Below are 23,518 nucleotides of genomic sequence, written 5' to 3'. Positions count from 1 at the left end.
CGCGCCCCTCGGCGCCACCCTGAAAAGACCTTCCATGACATCCCGTGCTCCCCTGTGGCGCGCCGTCGGTGCCTTCGCCGTCGTTGCCGTGTCGCTCCTGCTCGCCCTGACCAGTCCCGCCAAGCTCGGCCTGGACCTCAAGGGCGGCACCCAGATCGTCCTGGAGACCCAGGACACCGGCCGCGTCAAGGCCGACGCCGAGTCGACCGACCGCGCCCTCAACGTCCTGCGTGGACGCGTCGACGCCCTCGGCGTCTCCGAGCCCACCCTCGCCAGGTCCGGCGAGAAGCGCATCATCATCGAGCTCCCGGGCATCCAGGACCCGCGCGAGGCGGCGGCCGTCATCGGCCAGACCGCCCAGCTCTCGTTCCACGAGGTGCTCTCCATCCCCGAGGCCGACGCAAAGCCCGGTGACGGCGAGAAGATCGTCGACGACGAGGACGGCAACCCGATCCTCATCGGCGAGCAGCTGCTCGACGGCAATGGCGTCAAGGACGCCAGCAACGGCCAGAGCGAGCAGTCGCTGGGCCAGTGGCTCGTCAACATCGACTTCAACGGCGAGGGCAGCGGCGGCTGGAAGCAGCTCGTGTCGGACGCCTGCGCCAACCCGTCCGCCGGTCAGCGCGTCGCGATCCTGCTGGACGACGAGACCATCTCGTCGCCGGCGGTGCAGCCCGACCTGTGCGCGTCCGGTGGCGGCAGCACGACGCAGATCACGGGCGACTTCACCAGCGAGTCGTCCAAGGACCTCGCCGCGCTGATCAAGGGCGGCGCCCTGCCGGTCAAGGTCGAGACGATCGAGCAGAGGACCGTCGGCCCGACGCTCGGCAAGGTCGCCATCGACGCCTCGATCGAGGCCGCCATCATCGGCATCATCCTCACCGGCCTGTTCATCATGTTCGTCTACCGCCTCGTCGGCTTCCTCGCCACGATCGCGCTCGGCACGTACGCCCTGATCTCCTACGGCCTGCTGGTCTGGCTCGGCGCCACGCTGACGCTGCCCGGTCTCGCCGGCTTCGTCCTCGCGATCGGTCTGGCGATCGACGCGAACGTGCTCGTCTTCGAGCGAGCGAGGGAGGAGTACGCCGAACGCACGGCGGCCGGGCTGCCACCGGCCCTGACGACCGGCTTCAACAAGGCATGGTCGGCGATCATCGACTCCAACGTGACGACGATCCTCGCCGCGGCGCTGCTGTTCTTCTTCGCGTCCGGCCCGGTCAAGGGCTTCGGCGTCACCCTCTCGATCGGCGTCATCGCCTCGATGGTGTCGGCGCTCGTGATCGCCCGCGTGCTGTGCGAGTGGGCCATGAAGCGGTCGTACGTCCGCGGTCGTCCTGCGATCAGCGGCATCGCCGGCACCGGCCGCATCCGCCAGTGGCTCACCGAGAGCGGCCCCGACCTGATGAAGCGCAGCGGCACCTGGATCGTCGTGACGCTGGTCGTCGCGGTGGTCTCGATCGGTGGCATCGCGCTGCGCGGGCTCAACCTGGGTGTCGAGTTCACGGGCGGACGCCTGCTCGAGTACTCCACGTCGCAGCAGGTCGACGCCGAGCAGGCCCGCGTGGCCATCAGCGACGCCGGCTTCACCCAGGCCGTCGTGCAGTCGTCGTCCGGTGAGGAGGGTCGCGAGAACATCAGCGTGCGGCTCGACGAGATCACCAACGACGAGGCCGTCGAGGTCGAGGAGGCACTCGCCACCGTCGCCGGCAACGTCGAGAAGGAGCGCGACGAGCTGATCGGCCCGAGCCTGGGCAAGGAGCTGCGCGACAAGGCCCTCATCGCCTTCGCGATCGCGGTCGCCGCGCAGATGCTCTACCTCGCGTGGCGGTTCCGGTGGACGTACGCGGCCGCGGCCGTCCTGTCGATGTCGTCGGTCGTGCTGACCGTGGTCGGTGTGTTCGCCTGGTGGGGCAAGCCGATCGACGGCGTGTTCCTCGCCGCGGTGCTCTCGATCATCGGTCTGGCGGTCAACGACACGATCGTGGTGTTCGACCGCATCCGCGAGCACACCGGCGACAACCGCAAGCGACCGCTCCGCGCGGTCGTCAACGAGGCGATCCTGCAGACCATCCCCCGCACGATCAACACCGGTCTCGGCGCGATGTTCATCCTCGCCGCGCTCGCGGTGCTGGGCGGGGACTCCTTGACGGACTTCGCCATCGCGCTGCTCATCGGGCTCTCGGTCGGCATCCTCTCGACGATCTTCACCGCCTCGGCGCTGGCGGTCGTCCTGGAGGAGCGCTGGCCCTACGACCCGACGGCTGCGCCCAAGAAGGTCATCGATCCGTATGCGGCGGTCGACGACGGCAAGTCCACCGGGGCCGTCATCTGACCTGACCGGCCCCACCCGGGTCTCCGCCCGGCGGACGGATCCTGAGACATTGCGCCCTTCCGGCGACCTCGATGTCTCAGGGTCCGCCACGCCCCGACTGATCTTGAGACATTCGACCCTCCTGGCGACCCCGATGTCTCAGGATCCGTGACCCCCCGACCGACCCTGAGACATTCGGCCCTTCTGGCGACCCCAATGTCTCAAGATCAGTCGATCGACGTAGTTGTCCACAGATCTGGCGCCGGGACTTACCGAAACGCCGGTGCTTCGGTAGTTTTTGGCCATGCGATTCGGGGGAATTGTTCTCGTCACGGCGTTATTGCTCGGTGCCTGCTCGTCTGATCCAGAGCCGGTCGAGCCCACTCGTTCGTCGCCGCCCACGCCGACCGTCACTCCGCCGGCGATGCCCGACCAGGCCCGCGAGGACACCCCCGAGGGCGCAGCAGCCTTCGTCAAGCACTACGTCGACGTCTTCAACTACGCCGCCAGCACCGGAGACGTGGAAGAGCTGAGCAGGCTGTCCTCCCCTGCCTGCGAGGGGTGTCAGAGCTATATCGACCTCTACCGCGACACTTACCAGGCGGGCGGCTACTTCAAGGGCGGCGACTGGACCATCGGCGATCTGAGCCTGGAGATCGAATCAGAACAGACCTTCCTGACCACCAGAGTCGATGTCGCCGACGGCCGCGGCCGATCAAGCGCGGATTCGACTGAGACAGCTGAATCTGGCGAAACCACAAGAGTCAGCTTCGCCGCGGCTCGTGATTCCGAGGGTTGGCGCGTTCAGCAACTGGGACTAGGTGACGTGAAATGAAGTCGCTCTGGGTACAGGTCGTGTCTCTGTCCCTAGCGCTTTCACTCGCGCCAATGTCTGCTCAAGCCGACGTCGATGTGAACCCGTCCAAGCGCAAGCCATCGCTGAGACTCGAAGGCGTCAGAGTCGTGCGTCAGGCTCCGTCAATCGACCGCACCACCTCCCCCGTCACCAGCAACCCCAAGTCCCGAAACCGCCCGACACCCACCTTCACCCGTTGCCGGGTCGACCCCGAGAACTCGATCTACGGCTGCCGCACCGCCCGACCCACCGATCCCACCGACCCCGAGGGTCCGGAGCTCACCGAGGGCGACATCCTGCGAGCTGCCCGGGAGATCGGGCTCCCGAGCCTCGAGGTCAAGATCCAGCCGGGCGAGGAGACCCTCGTCAACGTGGCGACGATCTTCTACACCCAGCCGCAGCCGTTCCAGCGCAGCATCGACCTGCTGGGGTTCGACGTCGACCTCGACGCCACACCTGTCCGCTACCGCTGGGTGCACGGCGACGGCACGACCCGGTCGACGTCGCGGCCGGGCAGGCCCTACCCGGCGATGGACGTGACGCACCGCTATCGCCAGGCCGCCGACGGCGTCCGCGCGCGGGTCGACGTGACCTACCGCGTCCGTTATCGCGTCGACGGCGGGGCGTGGCAGGGCCTCGGCCAGACCCTCGTCGCGTCCGGTCCGGTCGCCGAGCTGGACGTCAAGGAAGCGGCGCCCGTCCTCACCAAGCCGTGAGTGCAAGAATGGCCGCATGCCCATTGCAGACCACATCGTCGAGCTGATCGGCAACACCCCGCTGGTCAGACTCAACTCCGTCACCACCGCCGGATCGGCAACGGTGGCCGCCAAGATCGAGTACCTCAACCCCGGTGGCAGCGCCAAGGACCGCATCGCGGTCAAGATGGTCGACGCCGCCGAAGCATCCGGAGCCCTGAAGCCCGGCGGCACGATCGTCGAGCCGACGTCCGGCAACACCGGTGTCGGCCTCGCGCTCGTCGCCCAGCAGCGCGGCTACAAGTGCATCTTCGTGTGCCCCGACAAGGTCAGCGAGGACAAGCGCAACACCATGCGCGCCTACGGCGCCGAGGTCGTCGTGTGCCCCACGGCCGTCCCGCCCGAGCACCCCGACAGCTACTACAACGTGTCCGACCGGCTCGTCCGCGAGACCGAGGGTGCCTGGAAGCCCGACCAGTACTCCAACCCTGCCGGCCCCGAGAGCCACTACGAGACCACGGGCCCCGAGATCTGGGAAGCCACCGACGGCAAGGTGACGCACTTCGTCGCCGGCGTCGGCACGGGCGGCACCATCACCGGCGTCGGGCGCTACCTCAAGGAGCAGAACCCCGACGTCAAGGTGATCGGCGCCGACCCCGAGGGCTCGGTCTACTCCGGGGGCACGGGGCGCCCCTACCTCGTCGAGGGCGTGGGCGAGGACTTCTGGCCCAGCGCGTACGACCCGAGCATCCCCGACCAGATCATCGCCGTCTCCGACGCCGACTCGTTCGACATGACACGCCGCCTCGCCCGCGAGGAGGGTCTGCTCGTCGGCGGGTCCTGCGGCATGGCGACGGTCGCGGCGCTGCAGGTCGCGGCCGAGGCCGGGCCCGACGCCCTCGTGGTCGTGCTGCTGCCCGACGGCGGCCGCGGCTACCTGTCCAAGATCTTCAACGACGACTGGATGTCGTCGTACGGGTTCCTGCGCGAGCCGCTCGACGGCAAGCCGCACGCCATGACGGTCGGCGACCTGCTGCTCAGCAAGTCCGGCGGCATGCCGGCGCTGGTCCACACGCACCCGTCGGAGACGATCCGCGACGCGATCGAGATCCTCCGCGAGTACAACGTCTCCCAGATGCCGGTCGTCGGTCCCGAGCCGCCGGTCGTCATCGGCGAGGTCGCGGGCAGCGTCAACGAGCGCGCACTGATCAGCGCCGTGTTCGAGGGACGCGCCCAGCTGACCGACCCCGTGTCCCAGCACATGGAGCCACCGCTCCCCCTGCTCGGCTCGGGCGAGAGCCTCGACGACGCCCTCAAGGCGCTCAGCGAGAGCGACGCCGTCATGGTCGTCGAGGACGGCAAGCCGCTCGGTGTCCTCACCCGCCACGACCTGCTCGGAGTCCACGTATGAGCACCCGCAAGAGCACCGCCGACGAGGGCACGACGCAGGGCTTCGCCACCCGCGCCATCCACGCCGGATATGCCCCCAACGCCGAGAACGGCGCGGTCAACGTGCCGATCTACGCCAGCTCGACGTTCCAGCAGGACGGCGTCGGCGGCATGCGTGGCGGCTACGAGTACGCCCGCACCGGCAACCCGACCCGCACGGCGCTCGAGGGCAACCTCGCGGCGCTCGAGGGCGGCACGTACGGCCGGGCGTTCAGCTCGGGCATGGCGGCGACCGACTGCGCCCTGCGGTCGTTGCTGCGCCCCGGTGACCACCTGGTGATCCCCGACGACGCCTACGGCGGCACGTTCCGGCTGATCGACAAGGTCTTCAGCCAGTGGGGCATCACCTACACCGTGGCGGCCGTCAACGACCTCGACGCGATCCGCGCCGCCGTCCGCGACACCACCAAGGCGATCTGGATCGAGACGCCGACCAACCCGCTGCTCAACGTCGGCGACATCCCGGCGATCGCCGAGATCGCAGGCGCGGCCGGCGCGACGTTCGTGGTCGACAACACCTTCGCGTCGCCCTACCTGCAGCAGCCGCTCGACCTCGGCGCCGACGTCGTCCTGCACTCGACGACGAAGTATCTCGGCGGTCACTCCGACGTCGTCGGCGGCGCGCTCGTCACCGACGACGAAGAGCTCGACACCGCGTTCGCGTTCTTGCAGAACGGATCGGGCGGCGTGCCCGGACCGTTCGACGCGTTCCTCACGATGCGCGGCGCCAAGACCCTCGCGGTCCGCATGGAGCAGCACTGCAGCAATGCCGAGGCCGTCGTCGACTTCCTGCAGGGCCACCCGGCGATCTCGTCGATCCTCTATCCGGGGCTCCCCGAGCACCCGGGCCACGAGGTCGCAGCGCGCCAGATGAAGCGCTTCGGCGGCATGGTCTCGGTGCGCCTCAAGGACCAGCAGGCGGCGCTCGACTTCTGTGCGCGCACCGAGCTGTTCACGCTGGCCGAGAGCCTGGGTGGCATCGAGTCGCTGATCGAGCACCCCGGCGCCATGACGCACGCCTCGACGGCCGGCTCGCTGCTCGAGGTGCCCGACGACCTCGTACGCCTGTCGGTCGGCATCGAGGACGTCACCGACCTGATCGGCGACCTCGAGCAGGCACTGAGCTGATCACCGCACGCCGCGCGGCCCTGCTCGGGGCGACGCTCTGGACCCTCCAGCCCCTGTACGTCGTCACCGAGCTGGTCGTCTCGACCCGCACGTCGTCGGACTACTCGCTGGCCGACAGCACGATCAGCGACCTCGGCAACACCGCGTGCCGCACGATCCGCGGTGACGTGCTGTGCTCTGACTGGCACGCCGGCATGAACCTCGGGTTCATGTGGTTCGGCCTGACCCTGCTGCTCGGCGCGCTGCTGCTCGGGCGCCAGGCCATGTCGGGACTGACCGGACGACTCGCGGTCGCGCTCTGGTGCGTCTCGGGCCTCGGTTCGATCGGGGTCGGGCTGGTGCCGGTCAACGAGGACGGCGCCCTGCACTCTCTGGTCGCGGTGCCGATCTTCGTGGCGCAGCCGCTCGCCCTGCTGCTGATGGGCCTCAGCCTGCGGTCACGGAGCACGATGGGGGTCGCCGCCCTCTCGGCGGCGGGCGTCGTGGGATTCGCCGCGGTGCTGCTGGCCGACGGCACCGCGTACGTCGGCGCGTTCGAGCGGCTCGCCCTGTGGCCCGGCTACCTCTGGGTCGCGGTGATCGCGCTGGCGGTCTTCCCGCGCCGGGGCGACCCACCGTCGCCGCCCGGACGACGACAGACCGTCTTCGACGGCGCGTGATCCTCGGCGGACGACACCCGGTGCTGCCAGAATCTGGTCATGAGTCTCGTGATGCTGCTGCTGGCCCATCCTCGGCCGACCAGCTACTGCCACGCCCTCGCCGAGCGGATCGGTGAGCAGCTGATCGGTCTCGGCCACGAGGTGCGGTCGCACGACCTGTACGCCGAGCGGTTCGACCCGATCCTCACGACGTACGAGTCGCACACCAGCGGCGAGGAGATCGAGTCGGTGCTGGCCCGCGAGGAGGACCCGACCATCGCCCTGCACCGTGAAGAGCTCCGCCAGGCGGAGGGTCTGGCCGTCGTGCACCCCAACTGGTGGGGCATGCCGCCGGCGATCCTCACCGGATGGATCAACCGGATCGTCGTGCCCGGCGTCGCCTACCGGCTCGAGGACGCCACCGGCTATCCGGAGCCGCTCGCCCCGATCCAGGACCTGCTGGTCGTCAACACCTCCGACACCACCGACGAGCGCGAGGAGACCCTCTACAAGGATCCGTTGGCCTCGATCTGGGGACGCTGCGTGGCGCCCTACCTGGGCGGACCGCGGGTGACCCGGCGGGTGCTGCGCCCCGTCACCGACTCCTCCGACGAGCAGCGGGCCGCGTGGATCGACGAGGTCGGCACGCTCGCCGCCGACACGTTCGGGGCCGTCTCCTAGTCTGGTCGGCATGTCCGAACGTCGCAGCCTCCTCGGAGAGGTGTCCTGGTTCCAGGTGATCGCCAGCGCCCTCGCGGCGGTGACCGCCGCGTGGCTCGCGTCCCGCCTCGGTGTCGCGGGCACCCTCATCGGCGTGGCGGTCGCCAGCTTCGTCTCGACCATCGGATCGGCGCTCTACGGCCGGACGCTCGAGAAGAGCCGCACGCTCATCGTCCAGACCGCCAGCGGGACGATCGTGCAGAAGGCCGTGCAGGACGGCGACATCGCCGAGGCCTTCGAGGAGGTCGCCGAGGCCGAGCACTCCCCCGTGGAGCGGGCCGAGGTCGTCACCGACGAGAAGCCGCGGCTGCACTGGAAGACGATCATCGTGACGACGGTCGCCGTCGTGGCCCTCGCCCTGGGCACCATCTCGGCGATCGAGCTCGTGTCAGGCAAGACCCTCGACGGCTCCGGGGGCACGACGATCGGCGACACGTTCGGCGGCACCAGGGGTGACAAGGACGAGCCGGCCGACCCCGACCCGACGCCCACGCCGACCGCGACCACGTCGACCCCGACCCCCGATCCGACGTCGTCGACCGCCACTCCCACACCGACCGCCTCGACGCCGACACCCACGCCGACCGCCAGCACGCCGACCCCCACGGAGTCGACGGCGACCCCCGCGGAATGAACGCCTGACCTGCGACGTTGACGCCAGCAACTCACTGAGAGGAGCGCACCATGACCATCTACATGACCCCCAACATCTCCGACGAGAAGATCGCCGAGATGGAGATCTTCGACGCCTTCCGCCTCGGTGAGGAGCTGCTCGACTCGCGGTTCCCGCGTGACGCTGCACGGGTGCTCCGCAAGGTCGTCGACGCCGAGCCGGCCCACGCCGGCGCGTGGGAGCTGCTCGGCCGGGCGCACTTCGCCGCGGCGCAGCTCGCCCCCGCCGAGCAGGCGTTCCAGCGTCTCGTCGACCTCGAGCCGACCAGCGCCTGGGCACGGACCGCGCTCGGCCTGTCGCTCGACCGGCAGAGCCGTCACCGTGACGGTGCCGTCCACCACCGCATGGCCGCGGCGATGGGCGCCTCCCCGCGCGACGCGACCCGCGTCGAGCTCGTCGATCGTCAGACGGGCTGACGGTCCTGGACGCACTGGACGGCCTCGACCCCACGTGGGCGGCAGCGGCGGCAGCAGTCCTGCTGATCGTCGTGCCGCCCGCGTGGGCCGTCACCCGCCATGTCGTGACCCTCGTGCACGAGGCGGGGCACGCCCTGGTGGCTCTGCTCACCGGGCGGCGGCTCAACGGCATCCGGCTGCACACCGACACCTCGGGGCTCACCGTCTCCAGCGGCAAGCCCCGGGGTGCCGGCATGATCGCGACCGCCGCGGCGGGCTACCTCGCGCCGGCCGCGCTCGGCCTCGTCTCCGTCGTGCTGGTCGAGCACGACCGCACCGCGTGGGCGCTCTACGCCGGCATCGCGACGCTCGCCCTGATGCTCGTCTTCATCCGCAACTGGTTCGGCCTGCTCGTCGTGCTGCTGAGCGGCGCCGCGGTCTCGCTGCTCGTGTGGCGCGCCCCCGACCGCGTGCAGGACTTCGCCGCGCTCACCTTCGCCTGGTTCCTGCTCGTCGCCGCACCGCGCACCGCCTTCGACCTGTGGGGCCACCGGCGGCGGGCTCGTACGCGCACCACCGACGCCGACGTGCTGGCGCGGCTGACGGTCCTGCCGGCAGCGGTGTGGAACGGGCTGTTCATCGTCCTGACCGGCGGGGCGCTGGCCGGCGCGGTCTGGCTGGTTGGATAGGGGCATGTTCTCCGTCGGCACCGAGCTCGAAGGTGCCCTCGGGCGTACGGGCACCATCTCCACCCCGCACGGGCAGATCCGCACGCCGGCGTTCATCCCGGTCGGCACCCGTGCCACGGTCAAGGCCGTGCTGCCCGAGGCGATGGCCGACCTCGGCGCGCAGGCGCTGCTGTCCAACGCGTACCACCTCTACCTGCAGCCCGGCGCCGACATCGTCGACGAGGCCGGCGGGCTGGGCACGTTCATGAACTGGCAGGGCCCGACGTTCACCGACTCCGGTGGCTTCCAGGTGCTGTCGCTCGGAGCGGGCTTCCAGAAGACCCTGTCGATGGACTCCAAGGGGGTCGAGGCCGACGACGTCATCGCCGAGGGCAAGGACCGCCTGGCCACGGTGGACGACGACGGCGTGACGTTCAAGTCGCACCTCGACGGCTCGATGCACCGGTTCACGCCCGAGGTCTCGATGCAGATCCAGCACCAGCTCGGCGCCGACATCATGTTCGCGTTCGACGAGCTGACGACGCTGATGAACACCAAGGACTACCAGGTGCAGTCGCTGGCTCGTACCCAGGCGTGGGCCGAGCGCTGCCTCGTCGAGCACCGGCGGCTCGACGAGGAGCGGTCGCACAAGCCGCGACAGGCCCTCTTCGGCGTGGTCCAGGGCGCCCAGCACGAGGACCTGCGCCGTCAGGCCGCGCGCGGCCTCGTCGGCCTCGACCGTGACGGCGGAGGCTTCGACGGATTCGGTGTCGGTGGGGCGATCGAGAAGGAGAACCTCGGAACGATCGTGCGCTGGGTCAACGAGGAGCTCCCCGACGACAAGCCGCGTCACCTGCTCGGCATCAGCGAGCCCGACGACCTGTTCACCGCGGTCGAGAACGGCTGCGACACGTTCGACTGCGTCTCGCCGTCACGAGTGGCCCGATCGTCGCGCGTCTATGCGATGACGGGTCGCTACAACGTCATGGTCGCGGCGTCGCGCCGTGACTTCGGCCCGATCGACCCGGAGTGCGACTGCTACACCTGTGCGCACTACTCCAAGGCCTATCTCCACCACCTGTTCAAGACCAAGGAGTACGTCGCGGCGACGCTCTGCACGATCCACAACGAGCGGTTCACGGTGCGCCTCGTCGACGACATGCGAGACCACATCGACGCCGGCACGTTCACCGACTTCCGCGACGACTTCCTCGCCCGGTTCTACGCCTGACCCCGCCTGGTCCGCCCCACCCTTTTCGGTTTACCACGGTCCCTACGACAACTGCGTAGGGCGGAGGCGTCCGCCCGGGGGAGATGCTCTCCGCCCGGGGCAGTCATCGTCCGCCCGCGGCAGATTGTCCTCGGGAGGACGAGGTTTGCCCCGGGAGGACCGTCCGCCCGACGCAAACTGCGTAGGGACCGTGGTAAACCGAAAAGGTGGGGTCAGGCGAAGTACGTGGGGTCAGGCGAAACCTTAGGGTCAGGCGAAGTAGGTGGGTTCGCGCTGCTTGAGGACGCGGATGACGACCATCGTCAGCGGCATGACGAGCAGCTCGACCGCGCACTTGAACAAGAACCCGACGACGAAGTAGTTGAGGAAGTCACCGCCGGTCGAGATGCCGATCGCCGAGGCTGCGATCGCGCAGAAGATCAACGTGTCCGCTGCCTCGCCGACACCGGTCGACCCGGCGAGACGACGCCAGAGACCGGGCTCGGCCGAACGGGCCTTCATGCGCACCAGCACGTAGGAGTTGAGGAACTGGCCCACGACGTAGGCGATGAGTGACGCCGCGACGATCTGCAGGCCCGACCAGACGACGCTCTCGAACGCAGCCTGGTTCTCGTAGAACTCCGCGCTCGGCAGCTCGATGACCACCAGGAAGGTCAGGAACGTCATGATCGCGGTGCCGAAGCCGACGAGGATGGCCCGCCGCGCGGCCCGCAGACCGTAGACCTCGGAGATCACGTCGCCGATGATGTAGGCGAGCGGAAACAGCACCGCCCCGCCGTCGGAGAACACCGGAATGATCTGCACCGGGCCGAGCGAGACGTCGCCGGAGAAGAACTGGGTGCCCTTGGTCGCCGCGATGTTGGAGACGACGAGGACGACGCAGAACACCGCGAGCAGGACGTCGTAGTAGGACGATCCGCGCGACGCGAAGTGGACCTCGTGGTCGGGCTGTGCCGATGTGGCCGCAGAGCTCATGCGCCCCATCCTGCCAGTCGCCCACCCCTCTGGGAGAATCGATCCATGAGCGACCAGTGGCCGACCCGCACCGACGTCCTGGTCGTGGGCGCCGGTCCCGCAGGCTCCGCCGCCGCCGCGTGGACGGCTCGGGCCGGGCTCGACACCGTGCTCGCCGACGCCGCGACGTTCCCGCGCGACAAGACGTGCGGCGACGGCCTCACGCCGCGGGCGATCTTCGAGCTCGAGCGGCTCGGACTCGGCGACTGGGTCCGCAGCCACGGCACCAACCGCGGGCTCCGGGCGGCCGGCTTCGGCCAGGAGCTCCTGCTCCCCTGGCCCGGCGGCTCGCTGCCCGACTACGGCTCGGCCGTCCCCCGCACCACGCTCGACGACAAGATCTTCCGCGTCGCGGTCGAGTCCGGCGCGACGCCGTTCGAGGGCGCCCGCGCCGTCGACGCCGTGCGCGACGGCGACGGCAGGGTCACCGGAGTCGTGTTCAACGTCGGCAAGGACCGCACGCCCCACACCGTGCTGTGCGAGCGCCTCGTCGTCGCCGACGGCGTCCGCTCGCCGCTGGGTCGTGTGCTGGGACGCGAGTGGCACCGCGACACCGCCTACGGCGTCGCCGGTCGCTCGTACGTCAAGTCCGGCCGCAGCGACGATCCGTGGATCTCGTCCCACCTCGAGCTGCGCGGCGAGGACGGCGAGCTGCTGCCCGGCTACGGCTGGATCTTCCCGTTGAGCGACGGCGAGGTCAACCTGGGCGTCGGAGCCCTCGCGACCGCCAAGCGTCCCGCCGACCTGCAGATCCGGCCGCTGATGGAGTACTACGCGTCACTGCGGCGCGAGGAGTGGGACCTCAGCGGCGAGCTGCGCATCCCGACCAGTGCCCTGCTGCCCATGGGAGGCGCCGTCTCCGGCGTCGCCGGCCCCAACTGGGCCCTGATCGGCGACGCCGCCGGGTGCGTCAACCCGCTCAACGGCGAGGGAATCGACTACGGCATGGAGACCGGGCGCGAGATCGCCGACCTCCTGCATGCACGCGCCGACCTCGCCAGGGCGTGGCCCGCCCTGCTCACCAGCCAGTACGGCGAGGCGTTCTCGATCGCACGACGCCTCGCGGGCCTCATCACGATTCCCCGTCTGCTGCCGACCGCCGGACCGTTCGGCATGCGCTCGCACACGCTGATGACGTTCGCCCTGCGGGTCATGGGCAACCTGGTCACCGACGAGGACCGAGACCTCACCGCCCGCCTGTGGCGCTGGGCCGGGCGCCAGTCGGTGCGGCTCGACGACCGCCCGCCGTTCTCGTCCTGACCCCTTCAGCAGGCCTCGCCTGACAAGCCGATCTCGTCCTGACCCCTTCAGCAGGCATCGCCTGACGACGCATGAAGGGCCCGGCCGAGGCCGGGCCCTTCATCGTGCAGCCGGCATCACGCCGGCCAATGTCGTGCAGTGTGGTGCAGCGAGCGTCAGCTCGCCGGCGGTGCGGGCGGAGCCGGGGGCTCGGTCGGAGGCGGCGTCTGCGCGGCAGGCGGCGCGGGCGGAGCCGGAGCGGCAGGCGGGGCCGGCGGGGTGGCCGGGGGCGGCGTCTGCGCGGCGGGCGGGGTGGCCGTGCCCGGCTTGTTGAACTCGGGAACCTTCTCGCCGGAGTCCTTGAAGCCCAGGAACGCGAAGACCGTGAACACGATGGCCGCCACGATCAGGATCCAGCCGGACCAGCCCGGACCGGTGCTGGCGTCGACGCCCGAGGGGATGTCGCCACCGAACGTGAACACGTAGAGGACCAGGATCAGGGTTCCGAGGCCTGCGACGGCCGCGGTGATCAGGTTCCACGGCAGACCGTCGGGCAGGACGTTGCCGACGACCACCCGCAGGACGACGAGCACGAAGGCCGCGATGAGCAGCAGGGTGCCCAGCGTCGCCCACTCGATCCACGCGTTCTCGGTCTGGGACACGCTGAACGTCCCGCTGCTGACACTTGCCTTGGCATAGGCGGGGAAGAACGTCAGCACCACCGTGATGGCACCCGCCACCAGTGCTACTTGGTCGTTCTTGCCGACCGTCTTGAAATCAAAGGCCATGGTTCTTCTTCTCCCAACGATGAATGTCTACGGGTCGAATCTAGTCCCGATGGACCCCCACAAGTAGTCATTTCACGCCCTATTTACGTGGCGAGTCGCAGGTCGGGAGTGTGGTAATGCGGCTGACCCGAGGTCGACTTCAGGGCGTCGGCGGGACGCTGTCGGACCGTTCGCCGAGGTGGTCGACCGATCTGTCGAGCTCGTCGTCGTCCCGCGGGAACGCGCCGACCGCCACGGCGGCGAGGGTCGAGGTGACCAGCAGGATGATCGCGAAGACCCCCGGACCGCCCGGCGTCACGCTCACGTCGAGGTTGGCGCTGCCCTGCGTGGACGGCCCCACGGTGAGCACGTAGATGCCGAGCAGCACGAGCGACCCGGCCAGCGCCCCGGCCGCCATCAGGTCGACGGTCTGCCGCTTGGGGTGACGTGCCGCGAACAGCGAGGTGCCGACGGCGAGCAGGACGAGACCCGCGGCGATGCCCAGCTCGGCCAGGATGCCGACCTGGTGCCACGCGGACTGGGTGCTCGTCTCGGCGAACTCCGTGCTGCCCTCGCCGAGGTCGGCCGTGACGGTCGCCTCGAGGAAGTCGGAGGTGAATCCGAGCAGGAACGCGAGCCCGGTCATGACCAACGCTGCGGCGCGCAGGGAGAGGCTGACGATCCGCATGACCGGCAGGCTACCGCCCGGAACGCCCCCGCGAGGCCGGTTCGCCGAGGCCGTGCGACACAATCGCGGCATGGATGCAGACGTCATCGTCGTGGGTGCCGGTCTGGCCGGCCTCGTCGCCACCGCCGAGCTCGTGCAGGCCGGACGCTCGGTCGTCCTGGTCGACCAGGAGGGCGAGCAGGGCATCGGCGGCCAGGCCTTCTGGTCGTTCGGAGGGCTCTTCTTCGTCGACTCCCCGCAACAGCGCCGGATGGGCATCAAGGACTCCGTCGACCTCGCGCTGCAGGACTGGATGGGCAGTGCGCAGTTCGACCGCGAGGAGGACCACTGGCCCCGGCAGTGGGCCGAGGCCTACGTCCACTTCGCCGCCGGCGAGAAGCAGTCGTGGCTGAAGGCCAAGGGACACAGCGTCTTCCCGGTCGTCGGGTGGGCCGAGCGTGGCGGCGGGCTCGCCGGCGGCCACGGCAACTCCGTGCCCCGCTTCCACATCACGTGGGGAACGGGCCCGGGCATCGTCGAGCCGTTCGAGAAGATGGTCCGCGAGGGACACGAGAAGGGTCTGGTCCAGCTCGCGTTCCGGCACCAGGTCGACGAGCTGGTCGTCACCGGCGGTGCCGTGACCGGCGTGCGCGGGCAGGTCCTCGAGCCCACGGACGCCGAACGGGCGGCCCCCACGTCGCGGACGTCGATCGGCGAGTTCACCCTGAGTGCGCAAGCCGTCATCGTCACGTCCGGCGGCATCGGCGGCAACCACGACCTCGTCCGCGCCAGCTGGCCCGACCGGCTCGGCACGCCGCCGGAGCACATGATCTCCGGCGTCCCGGCCCACGTCGACGGCCGCATGCTCGCCATCGCCGAGCGGGCGGGCGCCAGCCACATCAACCGCGACCGCATGTGGCACTACGTCGAGGGCATCAAGAACTGGGACCCCATCTGGCCGATGCACGGCATCCGCATCCTGCCGGGCCCCTCGTCGATGTGGCTGGACGGCGCCGGCCGCCGGCTGCCCGTCCCGGGCCTGCCGGGCTTCGACACCCTCGGCACGCTCAAGCTGCTGCGCCAGAGCGGCCACGACCACTCGTGGTTCGTCCTCACCCAGGCCATCATCGAGAAGGAGTTCGCCCTCTCCGGGCAGGAGCAGAACCCCGACCTGACCGGCAGGAGCGTCCGGACGCTCCTCAAGGAGCGCCTCTCCAAGGGCGCGACGACCCCGGTCGAGGCCTTCAAGAGCAAGGGCGAGGACTTCGTCGTCGCCGACACGATCGAGCAGCTCGTGGCCGGGATGAACGCCCTCACGCCCGACTCCCCCGTCGACCTCGAGCTGGTCCGCCGCCAGGTCGAGGACCGTGACCGCGAGCTCGACAACGACTTCACCAAGGACCTGCAGATCGCGGCGCTGCGCCAGGCCCGGGCCTACCGGGGCGACCGGCTGATCCGCGTCGCGAAGCCGCGCAAGATCCTCGACCCGGGCAAGGGCCCGCTGATCGCCGTGCGGCTGCACGTCCTGACCCGCAAGTCGTTGGGCGGCCTCGAGACCAACCTGGACTCGCAGGTGCTCGGCACCGACGGGCAGCCGGTCGAGGGACTGTTTGCCGCGGGTGAGGTCGCCGGGTTCGGCGGCGGCGGTGTCCACGGCTACAACAGCCTGGAGGGCACCTTCCTGGGCGGCTGCCTGTTCAGCGGTCGTGCCGCCGGACGCGCTGCAGCCCAGCAGGTCGACTAGGTGTCTCGTACGCTCGAAGCATGACTCTCGCACCCCTCGTGGAGCTCAACGACGGACGTCAGATGCCCGTCCTCGGCTTCGGCACCTACTCGATCAACGACCCCGCCCTCTTCGTCGAGGCAGTCGCCGCCGGCTACCGGCTGCTCGACACCGCGACCCGCTACGACAACGAGACCCAGGTCGGTCAGGGCATCGCCGACGCCCCGGTCCCCCGCGACGAGCTGTTCGTCACGACCAAGCTGCCCGGCAACGCGCACGGCACCGACGGGCCGCGCCGCGAGCTCGAGGCGTCGTTGGAGCGCCTCGGCCTCGACCACGTCGACCTCTACCTCATCCACTGGCCCAACCCGAGCGCCGACCTGTTCGTCGAGACGTGGAAGGCCTTCATCGAGCTGCGCGACGCCGGCCTGACGACGTCGATCGGCGTCTCCAACTTCCTGCCCGAGCACCTCGACCGGATCGTCGCCGAGACGGGGGTCGCACCGGCGGTCAACCAGGTCGAGCTGCACCCCTACTTCCCCCAGGCCGAGCAGCGCGCGGCCGACGACCGGCTCGGCACGATCACCCAGAGCTGGACGCCGATCGGTCGCGGCAGCGACCTGCTGCAGAACCCGGTGCTGGCCGAGATCGCCGCGAAGCACGACGTCTCCCCCGCCCAGGTCGTGCTCCGCTGGCACACGCTGATCGGTGCCGCGCCCATCCCCAAGTCGGCGACCCCCGATCGGTTCCGCAGCAACCTCGAGATCTTCGAGATCGACCTCGACGAGGACGACCTGCAGCACATCGCCGGCCTCGAGACCGGTCAGCGCATCGGCGGAGACCCGCGCACGCACGAGGAGTACTGACCTAGGAGCCGATCGCGGCGGCGATGGCGTCCGGCGGCACCGCCCTGCTGTAGCGGAAGCCCTGGGCGACGTCGCAGCCCCGGTCGCGCAGGTAGGTCTCCTGCGCGGACGTCTCGACGCCCTCGCCCACGACCGTCATGCCGAGCGTGTGGGCCATGACGATGATGGTGTTGACGATCGCCGCGTCCGCGGCGTCGACGACCACGTCGGAGATGAACGAGCGGTCGATCTTGATCTTGTCGATCGGGAAGCGGGTCAGGTAGGCGAGGCTGGAGAACCCCGTGCCGAAGTCGTCGACGACGATCGAGACGCCGAGCGAGCGCACCGTCTGGATGACGTCGATCGTGTCGAGCGGGTCGTCCATGAAGATGCCCTCGGTGATCTCGAGCTCGAGCCGGTCCGCCGGGAGGCCCGACTCGTCGAGCGCCCGCTGCAGCACGTCCAGCCACGAGCGGTCGTGGAACTGGCGCGGCGACACGTTCACGGCGAGCGTGAGCGGGAAGCCGACCTCCTGCGACATCGTCATCGTGTCGGCGCAGGCCCGCCGCAGCACCCACTCGCCGAGCTGGATGATCAGCCCGTTGTCCTCTGCCACGGGGATGAACCGGTCCGGGCCGATGTCGCGACCGTCGGAGGTGTGCCACCTCGCCAACGCCTCCACCCCCACGACGCGACCCGTCTCGAGGCTCACCTGCGTCTGGTAGGACACCGAGATCTCGTCGCGGTCGAGCGCGTGCCGCAGGGCGGCAGCCATCGCGAGCTTGTCGTTGGTGGCGTCGAGCATCGACGGCTCGAACCACCGGTAGGAGTTCCGCGCGGCCTTCTTCGCCTGGTACATCGCGGCATCGGCGTGCTTGAGGAGCGTCGTGGGGTCGCTGCCCGCGAGCGGGTAGGTCGCGATGCCCAGGCTCGCGGTCACGATGATCTCGTGGCCGCTGCAGACCATCGGCTCGGGGATCGCCTTCAGCACCGAGGCGATCCGCCGCTGCAGCTGCTCGGAGCTGTCGAAGCCCGTGAAGACCATCACGAACTCGTCGCCGCCGAGCCGGGCCACCATGTCGTCGGGACGCACCTGGGCACGCAGGCGCGCGGCCATCTTGACCAGCAGCTCGTCCCCGACGTGGTGACCGAGCGAGTCGTTGACGCGCTTGAAGTGGTCGAGGTCGATCATCGTGACGGCGACGCCCCGGCCGTGGCGGACGGCGAGTCGCAGGTCGTGGTCGAGCCGCTCGAACAGCTGGGTGCGATTGGGCAGGTCGGTCAGGAAGTCGAAGTGGGCCATGTGCCGGATGAACGCCTCGGCCTCACGGCGCTGCGTGATGTCGTAGGCGACCGACAGCACACCGGTGACCTCCGCGTCGTCGCTCGCGATCAGCGAGATCGCCTCGTTGACCGGGATCGTCGTGCCGTCCTTGCGGCTGTAGTCGACCTCACGCTCGTCGACCGCGTCGGGACGCGTCGCCAGCAGCGGCATGTCGACGCTGTCGCGCAGTGCCCCGATCGGCGACCCGACCAGCTCGTCGCGATCGAAGCCGAGGAGCCGCTCCGCGGCCGGGTTGGCCGTGACGATCGTCCCGTCGGCGTCCGACGCGATGATGCTGAACGGCAGGCTGTCGAGGATCGACCGCCGCATACGGTCAGCGTGCTTCGCGCTCTCGATCGCCTGGACGAACAGTCGCTCCGTGATGTCGATGACCGACGCCAGGACGTGCTGCTCGTCGGCGATCTGGATGGGGTTGAGGCCGATCTCGATCGGCACCTCGGTGCCGTCCCTACGACGTCCGAACAGCTCGCGTCCGGCGCCCATCTCACGGCGGTCCGGTCGGTCGAAGAAGCCGTCGCGATAGGTGTGGTGCTCGCGGAACCGCTCGGGGATCAGCTGCTCGACGTCCATCGCCAGCAGCTCGTCGCGGGAGTAGCCGAACAGCGCCTCGGTCTGGGTGTTGACGAGCGTGATGCGTCCCCGTGGATCGACCATGAGCATCGCGTTGGGCGTCGCCTCGATGATCTGACGGAGCATCGTGCTCTCGTCGTCGGTGCGTGAGAAGATCTCAGGCTCCACGCCCGGCCTCCTGGGGGTCATGACTGCTCGCCCGCTCGGGCTCGCCTGCCATTGTGCCCGGTCCGGGGCTCGGCAAGGCTAGATTGCCACCATGACTGTCGTCTCACTCGTGCTCGCCGGTGTCGCCGCACTGCTCCACGTCCTGTTCTTCAAGCTGGAGTCGCTCAGCTGGCGTGAGCCCAAGACCTGGAAGACGTTCGGCCTGGCATCGCAGGAGGATGCGGACACCACGGCGCCCATGGCCTACAACCAGGGGTTCTACAACCTGTTCCTCGCGGTCGGCACGATCGTGGGCATCCTCGTCGTCGCCCTGTCTGACACGAAGGACACGATCGGCTGGACGCTCATCGTGTTCGCGTGCGGCAGCATGCTCGCGGCGGCTCTGGTGCTCATCTCGACCGGCGTGTCGTACGCCCGCGCCGCCGCGATCCAGGGTGTTCCGGCGCTCCTCGCGGTCGTCACCAGCCTGGTCGCCGCCACCTGAGCGAGCGTCGGTGGCGCTCGTTAGGGTGAGGCCGTGCTTCGTATTGCGACCGTCAACGTCAATGGCATCCGTGCCGCCCACAACAAGACCCGCGGACAGTCCTCCGGCCTCAGCGAGTGGCTCGCCGAGCGCGAGGCCGACGTCGTCACCCTGCAGGAGGTCCGTGCGCCCGATGCAATCGTGCGCGAGATCCTCGACGGCAGCGGCTACCACGTCGTCCACACCGAGGCCGCGGCCAAGGGACGCGCGGGTGTCGCAGTCCTGAGCCGCACCGAGCCCACCGCCCACCGCGTCGGCAACGGCGACACCTTCTTCGACGACTCGGGTCGCTGGATCGAGTCCGACATCACCCTCGCCGACGGCTCGACCCTGACCGCCGTCTCGGCCTACGTCCACTCCGGCGAGGCGGGAACGCCGCGCCAGGAGGAGAAGTACCGCTTCCTCGAGCAGATGACGGTCCGCCTGGCCGAGATCCGCGCCACCGGCGCCCACGCCGTCGTCACCGGCGACCTCAACGTCGGCCACACCGAGCGCGACATCAAGAACTGGAAGGCCAACCAGAAGAAGGCGGGCTTCCTGCCCGAGGAGCGGGCCTACTTCGACCGGTTCTTCGACGAGCTCGGCTGGGTCGACGTGCACCGCAGCGTGGCCGGCGACGTCGACGGCCCCTACACCTGGTGGTCGATGCGCGGGCAGGCGTTCGACACCGACACCGGATGGCGCATCGACTACCAGATCGCGACACCCGAGCTGGCTGCCACCGCCCGCGAGGCCACGGTCGACCGCGCCGAGAGCTGGGCCGAGCGTTGGTCCGACCACGCTCCGCTCGTCGTCGACTACGACCTCTGACATGACCGGCACCCTCGACCGCCGCCTCGGGCTGGCCGGGTCGACGGCCGTGGGTGTCAGCGCCATGGTGGGCGCAGGGCTGTTCGTGGTCTTCGGTCCGGCGACGCGGGCCGCCGGCGACGCCCTGATCGTCGCGCTCGCCGTCGCGGCGGTGGTCGCGGCGTGCAACGCGGTGTCGTCCGCCCGTCTGGCCAGCCGCTACCCTGCCGCCGGCGGCACGTACGTCTTCGGCCGCGAGCGTCTCGGACCGTTCTGGGGGCACCTGGCCGGGTGGTCGTTCATCGCGGGCAAGCTGTCGTCCTGCGCCGCGATGGCGCTGGCCCTCGGCGCCTACGTCTCGCCCGAGCACGACCGGCTGCTCGCCGTCGCCGTGATCGTCGTCGTCACCGGAGTCAACCTGCTGGGAGTCCAGAAGTCGGCCGGCGTGGGCATCGTCATCACCGTGGTCGTGCTGGGCGTCGTCGCCGTCGCCGTCGCCACGATGTGGTCGGCGCGCAGCGCCCCGACGACCAGCGTGCCGACCGACGGCCGCGGCGTGCTGCAGGCCGCCGGGCTGCTGTTCTTCGCGTTCGCCGGCTACGCCCGCCTCGCGACGCTGGGCGAGGAGGTGCGCCGCCCCGAGCGCACGATCCCCCGGGCCATCGCGATCGCCGTCGTGGTGGTCGTCGTGGTCTATGCCGCGGCTGCCACTGCGCTGCTGCACGTGCTGGGCACCTCGACGCTGGCCGCGTCGTCGCGACCGTTCGTCGCCGGTCTCGAGGCAGCAGGGGCCGACGGCCTCGTCCCCGTGGTGGTGGCCGCCGCCGCACTCGCCGCGGGTGGCGCGATCCTGTCACTGACCCTCGGGGTCTCACGCACCGCGCTCGCGATGGCCCGCGACGGGCACCTGCCGGGGGTCCTCGCGCACGTCGGTGCCGAGCGCCGCGTGCCGTGGCCCGCCGAGCTGGCCGTCGCTGCCGTCGTCGCCGGGCTCGTGCTCCTCGGCGACCTGGCGACCAGCGTGGCGTTCTCGTCGTTCTGCGTGCTGCTCTACTACGCGATCGCCAACGCCTCTGCCCTGACCCTGCCGCCGTCCCCCCTGACCAGGGCGATCCCCGTCGTCGGCCTCGTCGGCTGCTTCGCGCTGGCCTTCTCGCTGCCCCTGGGCACGGTCGTCACCGGCTCGGCCGTCGTCGCCCTCGGCGCCGTGTCCTACGCCCTGCGCACCCGACGTGATCGACCAGACAGCGCACATACATAAGGACCTGATATATTTGGTTGCATGACGCAACCTCATCTGGAAGAGCTCGCGCAGTCGCTGCGGGAGTTCGCCCTCTCGCTGGTGCGCGACGCGCCACAGAGCTCGCTCAGCCGCACCGCGGCCGCCACGCTCTCGGTGCTCGAGCGGCTCGGGCCCCAGCGCATCACGACGCTGGCCGACCACGAGTCCGTCAGCCAGCCGGCGATGACCGGCCTGGTCCAACGCCTCGAGGCGTCCGGACTCGTCCGTCGGAGCGCCGACCCCGTCGACGGCCGAGCCACCTTGATCACGATCACCGAGATCGGGAGCAAGGAGCTCGCCGCCCGCCGACTCGCCCACGACGAGGCCATCACGGCCCGCCTGACCACCCTCTCCGGCTACGACCGCGCGCTCCTGGCCGCGGCCGCTCCCGCCATCACCCACCTCATGGAGTCTCATGTCGTCTGACACCAGCCACACCAGCAGCCTGTTCAAGCAGCCGAAGGCCGTCTATGCGGTCGCGTTCGCCTGCGTCATCTCGTTCATGGGCATCGGCCTGGTCGATCCCATCCTGCCCGCCCTCAAGAGCCAGCTCGACGCGACCGAGAGCCAGGTGACGCTCCTGTTCACCAGCTACCTGGTCGTCACCGCCGTCGCGATGCTCGCGACCAACTGGGTCTCCAGCCGCCTCGGCGCCAAGCGCACCCTGCTGACGGGCCTGGTGATCATCGTCATCTTCGCCGCGCTCGCCGGGTCGACCGACACCATCTCCGGCATCGTCGCCTTCCGTGCCGGCTGGGGCCTCGGCAACGCGCTGTTCATCGCGACCTCGCTGGCTGCCATCGTCTCCAGCGCTCGCGGCGGCTTCGCCGGCGCGATCATCCTCTACGAGGCAGCGCTCGGCCTGGGCATCGCCGCCGGCCCCCTCGTCGGCAGCGTGCTCGGCAACATCAGCTGGCGCGGCCCGTTCTTCGGCGTGGCGGGGCTCATGGCGATCGCCCTGGTCGCGACGTTCTTCCTGCTGCCGGCCACCCCGAAGCCCGATCACCCGACGTCCCTCGGTGCTCCGCTCAAGGCCCTGACCCACCGCGGCCTGCTCACGATGAGCATCACAGCGCTGCTCTACAACTGGGGCTTCTTCACGATGCTCGGCTACGCGCCGTTCCCGATGGACCTGTCGATCACGGCCCTCGGCTGGGTGTTCTTCTGCTGGGGCATCCTGGTCGCGTTCTTCTCGGTCCTCGGCGCACCGTGGCTGCAGCGCAGGTTCGGCACGGCCGCCTCGCTGTACGGCTCGCTCGGCCTCTTCGCGATCGACCTCGCGGTCATGGCGATCAGCCCCACCAACCAGACACTCATGATCGGCGCCGTCATCGCTGCGGGCATCTTCATCGGCATCAACAACACCCTGATGACGCAGGCCGTCATGATCGTCTCGCCCGTCGAGCGTCCGGTCGCCTCGGCGGCCTACGGCTTCGTCCGGTTCATCGGCGGCGGTCTCGCGCCGTTCGCCGCCGGCAAGCTGGTCGAGCACCTCAACGTGCACGTGCCGTTCGCGATCGCCGCGGTGGCGGTCCTGGCCGCGATCGCCGTGCTGGCCACGGGTCACCGCCTCCTGGCCAACGCCGACGCCGGCCTCGACGAGGACGGTCACCAGGCCGAGGACGTCGACGACGTCGAGGGCGAGATCGCCGACGAGTTCGGTGGAGCGTCCGGCGCGATCGACGAGGTCGTCAACGCGCGGTAGCCCCGTACACCACCCCCAACCCCAGGGCGGTGCGCCGGCGTCCACACCAGGTCAGGTCCTGGACGCCAGCGCACCGCTCTCGGCGTCTCCGGGAACGCCGAAGGGGGCACGCACCCC

Annotated in this window: 23 protein-coding genes; 19 read left to right on the top strand and 4 right to left on the bottom strand. The window is 69.9% G+C overall.

Features of this window, described 5'->3' with window-relative positions; genetic code table 11:
* Positions 1-34 precede the first annotated feature (34 nt).
* The 11 genes from secD to tgt all read left to right on the top strand — a co-directional run bounded on the left by secD (position 35) and on the right by tgt (position 10,764).
* The gene (gene secD, locus HQK15_RS11615; protein WP_173491615.1) at positions 35-2,332 is read left to right on the top strand and encodes a protein translocase subunit SecD; all 2,298 of its coding nucleotides are present in this window, start codon (positions 35-37) and stop codon (positions 2,330-2,332) included.
* Between the two features lie 283 nt (positions 2,333-2,615).
* Positions 2,616-3,146: a DUF6318 family protein gene (locus tag HQK15_RS11610; RefSeq protein ID WP_173491614.1), complete on the top strand. Its 531-nt coding sequence runs from the start codon at positions 2,616-2,618 to the stop codon at positions 3,144-3,146.
* 128 nt (positions 3,147-3,274) lie between these two features.
* Positions 3,275-3,883 carry a hypothetical protein gene (locus HQK15_RS11605; RefSeq protein ID WP_173491613.1) on the top strand — a complete coding sequence of 203 codons (609 nt, stop codon included), beginning with the start codon at positions 3,275-3,277 and terminating at the stop codon, positions 3,881-3,883.
* 16 nt (positions 3,884-3,899) lie between these two features.
* A complete protein-coding gene (locus HQK15_RS11600; protein ID WP_173491612.1) occupies positions 3,900-5,273 on the top strand; it encodes a cystathionine beta-synthase in 1,374 nt (457 codons plus the stop codon).
* Positions 5,270-6,439: a cystathionine gamma-synthase gene (locus tag HQK15_RS11595; RefSeq protein WP_173491611.1), complete on the top strand. Its 1,170-nt coding sequence runs from the start codon at positions 5,270-5,272 to the stop codon at positions 6,437-6,439. The genes HQK15_RS11600 and HQK15_RS11595 overlap by 4 nt, the downstream gene beginning before the upstream one ends.
* Positions 6,436-7,098 carry a DUF998 domain-containing protein gene (locus tag HQK15_RS11590; RefSeq protein WP_173491795.1) on the top strand — a complete coding sequence of 221 codons (663 nt, stop codon included), beginning with the start codon at positions 6,436-6,438 and terminating at the stop codon, positions 7,096-7,098. Before HQK15_RS11595 ends, HQK15_RS11590 begins: the two co-directional genes overlap by 4 nt.
* A 39-nt stretch (positions 7,099-7,137) precedes the next feature.
* The gene (locus HQK15_RS11585) at positions 7,138-7,758 is read left to right on the top strand and encodes an NAD(P)H-dependent oxidoreductase (protein WP_173491610.1); all 621 of its coding nucleotides are present in this window, start codon (positions 7,138-7,140) and stop codon (positions 7,756-7,758) included.
* A gap of 10 nt (positions 7,759-7,768) precedes the next feature.
* Entirely contained in the window at positions 7,769-8,431 is a 663-nt protein-coding gene (locus HQK15_RS11580) for a hypothetical protein (RefSeq protein WP_173491148.1), read from the top strand.
* Positions 8,432-8,481: 50 nt separating this feature from the next.
* The gene (locus HQK15_RS11575; protein ID WP_173491609.1) at positions 8,482-8,886 is read left to right on the top strand and encodes a tetratricopeptide repeat protein; all 405 of its coding nucleotides are present in this window, start codon (positions 8,482-8,484) and stop codon (positions 8,884-8,886) included.
* A complete protein-coding gene (locus HQK15_RS11570; RefSeq protein ID WP_173491794.1) occupies positions 8,883-9,554 on the top strand; it encodes a M50 family metallopeptidase in 672 nt (223 codons plus the stop codon). Before HQK15_RS11575 ends, HQK15_RS11570 begins: the two co-directional genes overlap by 4 nt.
* 4 nt (positions 9,555-9,558) lie before the next feature.
* Complete coding sequence (gene tgt, locus HQK15_RS11565; RefSeq protein WP_173491608.1) at positions 9,559-10,764, top strand: tRNA guanosine(34) transglycosylase Tgt; 1,206 nt, start codon at positions 9,559-9,561, stop codon at positions 10,762-10,764.
* 249 nt (positions 10,765-11,013) lie between these two features.
* On the opposite strand, the gene HQK15_RS11560 is transcribed toward tgt, so the two are convergent.
* The gene (locus HQK15_RS11560; RefSeq protein WP_173491607.1) at positions 11,014-11,739 is read right to left on the bottom strand and encodes a queuosine precursor transporter; all 726 of its coding nucleotides are present in this window, start codon (positions 11,737-11,739) and stop codon (positions 11,014-11,016) included.
* 45 nt (positions 11,740-11,784) lie between these two features.
* Between HQK15_RS11560 and HQK15_RS11555 the strand changes: the two genes are divergently transcribed.
* The gene (locus tag HQK15_RS11555) at positions 11,785-13,038 is read left to right on the top strand and encodes a geranylgeranyl reductase family protein (protein WP_173491606.1); all 1,254 of its coding nucleotides are present in this window, start codon (positions 11,785-11,787) and stop codon (positions 13,036-13,038) included.
* A gap of 155 nt (positions 13,039-13,193) precedes the next feature.
* Here the strand turns inward: HQK15_RS11555 and HQK15_RS11550 are convergent, their stop codons facing one another.
* Complete coding sequence (locus HQK15_RS11550; protein WP_173491605.1) at positions 13,194-13,805, bottom strand: hypothetical protein; 612 nt, start codon at positions 13,803-13,805, stop codon at positions 13,194-13,196.
* A gap of 139 nt (positions 13,806-13,944) precedes the next feature.
* Positions 13,945-14,472, bottom strand: a complete 528-nt coding sequence (locus HQK15_RS11545) for a hypothetical protein (RefSeq protein WP_173491604.1) — start codon at positions 14,470-14,472, stop codon at positions 13,945-13,947.
* 70 nt (positions 14,473-14,542) lie between these two features.
* Between HQK15_RS11545 and HQK15_RS11540 the strand changes: the two genes are divergently transcribed.
* Both HQK15_RS11540 and HQK15_RS11535 read left to right on the top strand, forming a co-directional pair.
* Positions 14,543-16,195 carry an FAD-binding dehydrogenase gene (locus HQK15_RS11540; RefSeq protein WP_173491603.1) on the top strand — a complete coding sequence of 551 codons (1,653 nt, stop codon included), beginning with the start codon at positions 14,543-14,545 and terminating at the stop codon, positions 16,193-16,195.
* 20 nt (positions 16,196-16,215) lie between these two features.
* Positions 16,216-17,040: an aldo/keto reductase gene (locus tag HQK15_RS11535; protein ID WP_173491602.1), complete on the top strand. Its 825-nt coding sequence runs from the start codon at positions 16,216-16,218 to the stop codon at positions 17,038-17,040.
* Position 17,041: 1 nt separating this feature from the next.
* Here HQK15_RS11535 and HQK15_RS11530 read toward each other — a convergent pair whose 3' ends face one another.
* A complete protein-coding gene (locus HQK15_RS11530; protein WP_173491601.1) occupies positions 17,042-19,102 on the bottom strand; it encodes a sensor domain-containing protein in 2,061 nt (686 codons plus the stop codon).
* A 91-nt stretch (positions 19,103-19,193) separates the two neighbouring features.
* Between HQK15_RS11530 and HQK15_RS11525 the strand changes: the two genes are divergently transcribed.
* From HQK15_RS11525 to HQK15_RS11505, 5 genes are read left to right on the top strand one after another with little or no spacing between them, the layout of a single operon-like run.
* Positions 19,194-19,586 (top strand): DUF1304 domain-containing protein, encoded by a 393-nt coding sequence (locus HQK15_RS11525; protein WP_173491600.1) that lies wholly within the window; start codon positions 19,194-19,196, stop codon positions 19,584-19,586.
* 33 nt (positions 19,587-19,619) lie between these two features.
* Positions 19,620-20,435 carry an exodeoxyribonuclease III gene (locus HQK15_RS11520; protein ID WP_173491599.1) on the top strand — a complete coding sequence of 272 codons (816 nt, stop codon included), beginning with the start codon at positions 19,620-19,622 and terminating at the stop codon, positions 20,433-20,435.
* A gap of 1 nt (position 20,436) precedes the next feature.
* Complete coding sequence (locus tag HQK15_RS11515; protein WP_173491598.1) at positions 20,437-21,675, top strand: APC family permease; 1,239 nt, start codon at positions 20,437-20,439, stop codon at positions 21,673-21,675.
* Between the two features lie 21 nt (positions 21,676-21,696).
* Positions 21,697-22,122, top strand: a complete 426-nt coding sequence (locus HQK15_RS11510; RefSeq protein ID WP_173491597.1) for a MarR family winged helix-turn-helix transcriptional regulator — start codon at positions 21,697-21,699, stop codon at positions 22,120-22,122.
* Positions 22,112-23,401, top strand: a complete 1,290-nt coding sequence (locus tag HQK15_RS11505) for an MFS transporter (protein WP_173491596.1) — start codon at positions 22,112-22,114, stop codon at positions 23,399-23,401. The genes HQK15_RS11510 and HQK15_RS11505 overlap by 11 nt, the downstream gene beginning before the upstream one ends.
* The last annotated feature ends 117 nt before the right edge of the window (positions 23,402-23,518 follow it).

This window comes from Aeromicrobium stalagmiti, from assembly GCF_013283745.1.
Lineage (GTDB): Bacteria > Actinomycetota > Actinomycetes > Propionibacteriales > Nocardioidaceae > Aeromicrobium > Aeromicrobium stalagmiti.
The sequence above is the reverse complement of the archived record's forward strand: the minus strand, read 5'-3'. Positions and strand labels throughout refer to the sequence as shown.

Bases quoted from the DNA above. Each gene is read 5' to 3' on its own strand.
- secD (WP_173491615.1), top strand. From the start codon at position 35: ATGACATCCCGTGCTCCCCTGTGGCGCGCCGTCGGTGCCTTCGCCGTC.
- HQK15_RS11610 (WP_173491614.1), top strand. From the start codon at position 2,616: ATGCGATTCGGGGGAATTGTTCTCGTCACGGCGTTATTGCTCGGTGCC.
- HQK15_RS11600 (WP_173491612.1), top strand. From the start codon at position 3,900: ATGCCCATTGCAGACCACATCGTCGAGCTGATCGGCAACACCCCGCTG.
- HQK15_RS11595 (WP_173491611.1), top strand. From the start codon at position 5,270: ATGAGCACCCGCAAGAGCACCGCCGACGAGGGCACGACGCAGGGCTTC.
- HQK15_RS11585 (WP_173491610.1), top strand. From the start codon at position 7,138: ATGAGTCTCGTGATGCTGCTGCTGGCCCATCCTCGGCCGACCAGCTAC.
- HQK15_RS11580 (WP_173491148.1), top strand. From the start codon at position 7,769: ATGTCCGAACGTCGCAGCCTCCTCGGAGAGGTGTCCTGGTTCCAGGTG.
- HQK15_RS11575 (WP_173491609.1), top strand. From the start codon at position 8,482: ATGACCATCTACATGACCCCCAACATCTCCGACGAGAAGATCGCCGAG.
- tgt (WP_173491608.1), top strand. From the start codon at position 9,559: ATGTTCTCCGTCGGCACCGAGCTCGAAGGTGCCCTCGGGCGTACGGGC.
- HQK15_RS11560 (WP_173491607.1), bottom strand. From the start codon at position 11,739: ATGAGCTCTGCGGCCACATCGGCACAGCCCGACCACGAGGTCCACTTC.
- HQK15_RS11555 (WP_173491606.1), top strand. From the start codon at position 11,785: ATGAGCGACCAGTGGCCGACCCGCACCGACGTCCTGGTCGTGGGCGCC.
- HQK15_RS11550 (WP_173491605.1), bottom strand. From the start codon at position 13,805: ATGGCCTTTGATTTCAAGACGGTCGGCAAGAACGACCAAGTAGCACTG.
- HQK15_RS11545 (WP_173491604.1), bottom strand. From the start codon at position 14,472: ATGCGGATCGTCAGCCTCTCCCTGCGCGCCGCAGCGTTGGTCATGACC.
- HQK15_RS11540 (WP_173491603.1), top strand. From the start codon at position 14,543: ATGGATGCAGACGTCATCGTCGTGGGTGCCGGTCTGGCCGGCCTCGTC.
- HQK15_RS11535 (WP_173491602.1), top strand. From the start codon at position 16,216: ATGACTCTCGCACCCCTCGTGGAGCTCAACGACGGACGTCAGATGCCC.
- HQK15_RS11525 (WP_173491600.1), top strand. From the start codon at position 19,194: ATGACTGTCGTCTCACTCGTGCTCGCCGGTGTCGCCGCACTGCTCCAC.
- HQK15_RS11515 (WP_173491598.1), top strand. From the start codon at position 20,437: ATGACCGGCACCCTCGACCGCCGCCTCGGGCTGGCCGGGTCGACGGCC.
- HQK15_RS11510 (WP_173491597.1), top strand. From the start codon at position 21,697: ATGACGCAACCTCATCTGGAAGAGCTCGCGCAGTCGCTGCGGGAGTTC.
- HQK15_RS11505 (WP_173491596.1), top strand. From the start codon at position 22,112: ATGTCGTCTGACACCAGCCACACCAGCAGCCTGTTCAAGCAGCCGAAG.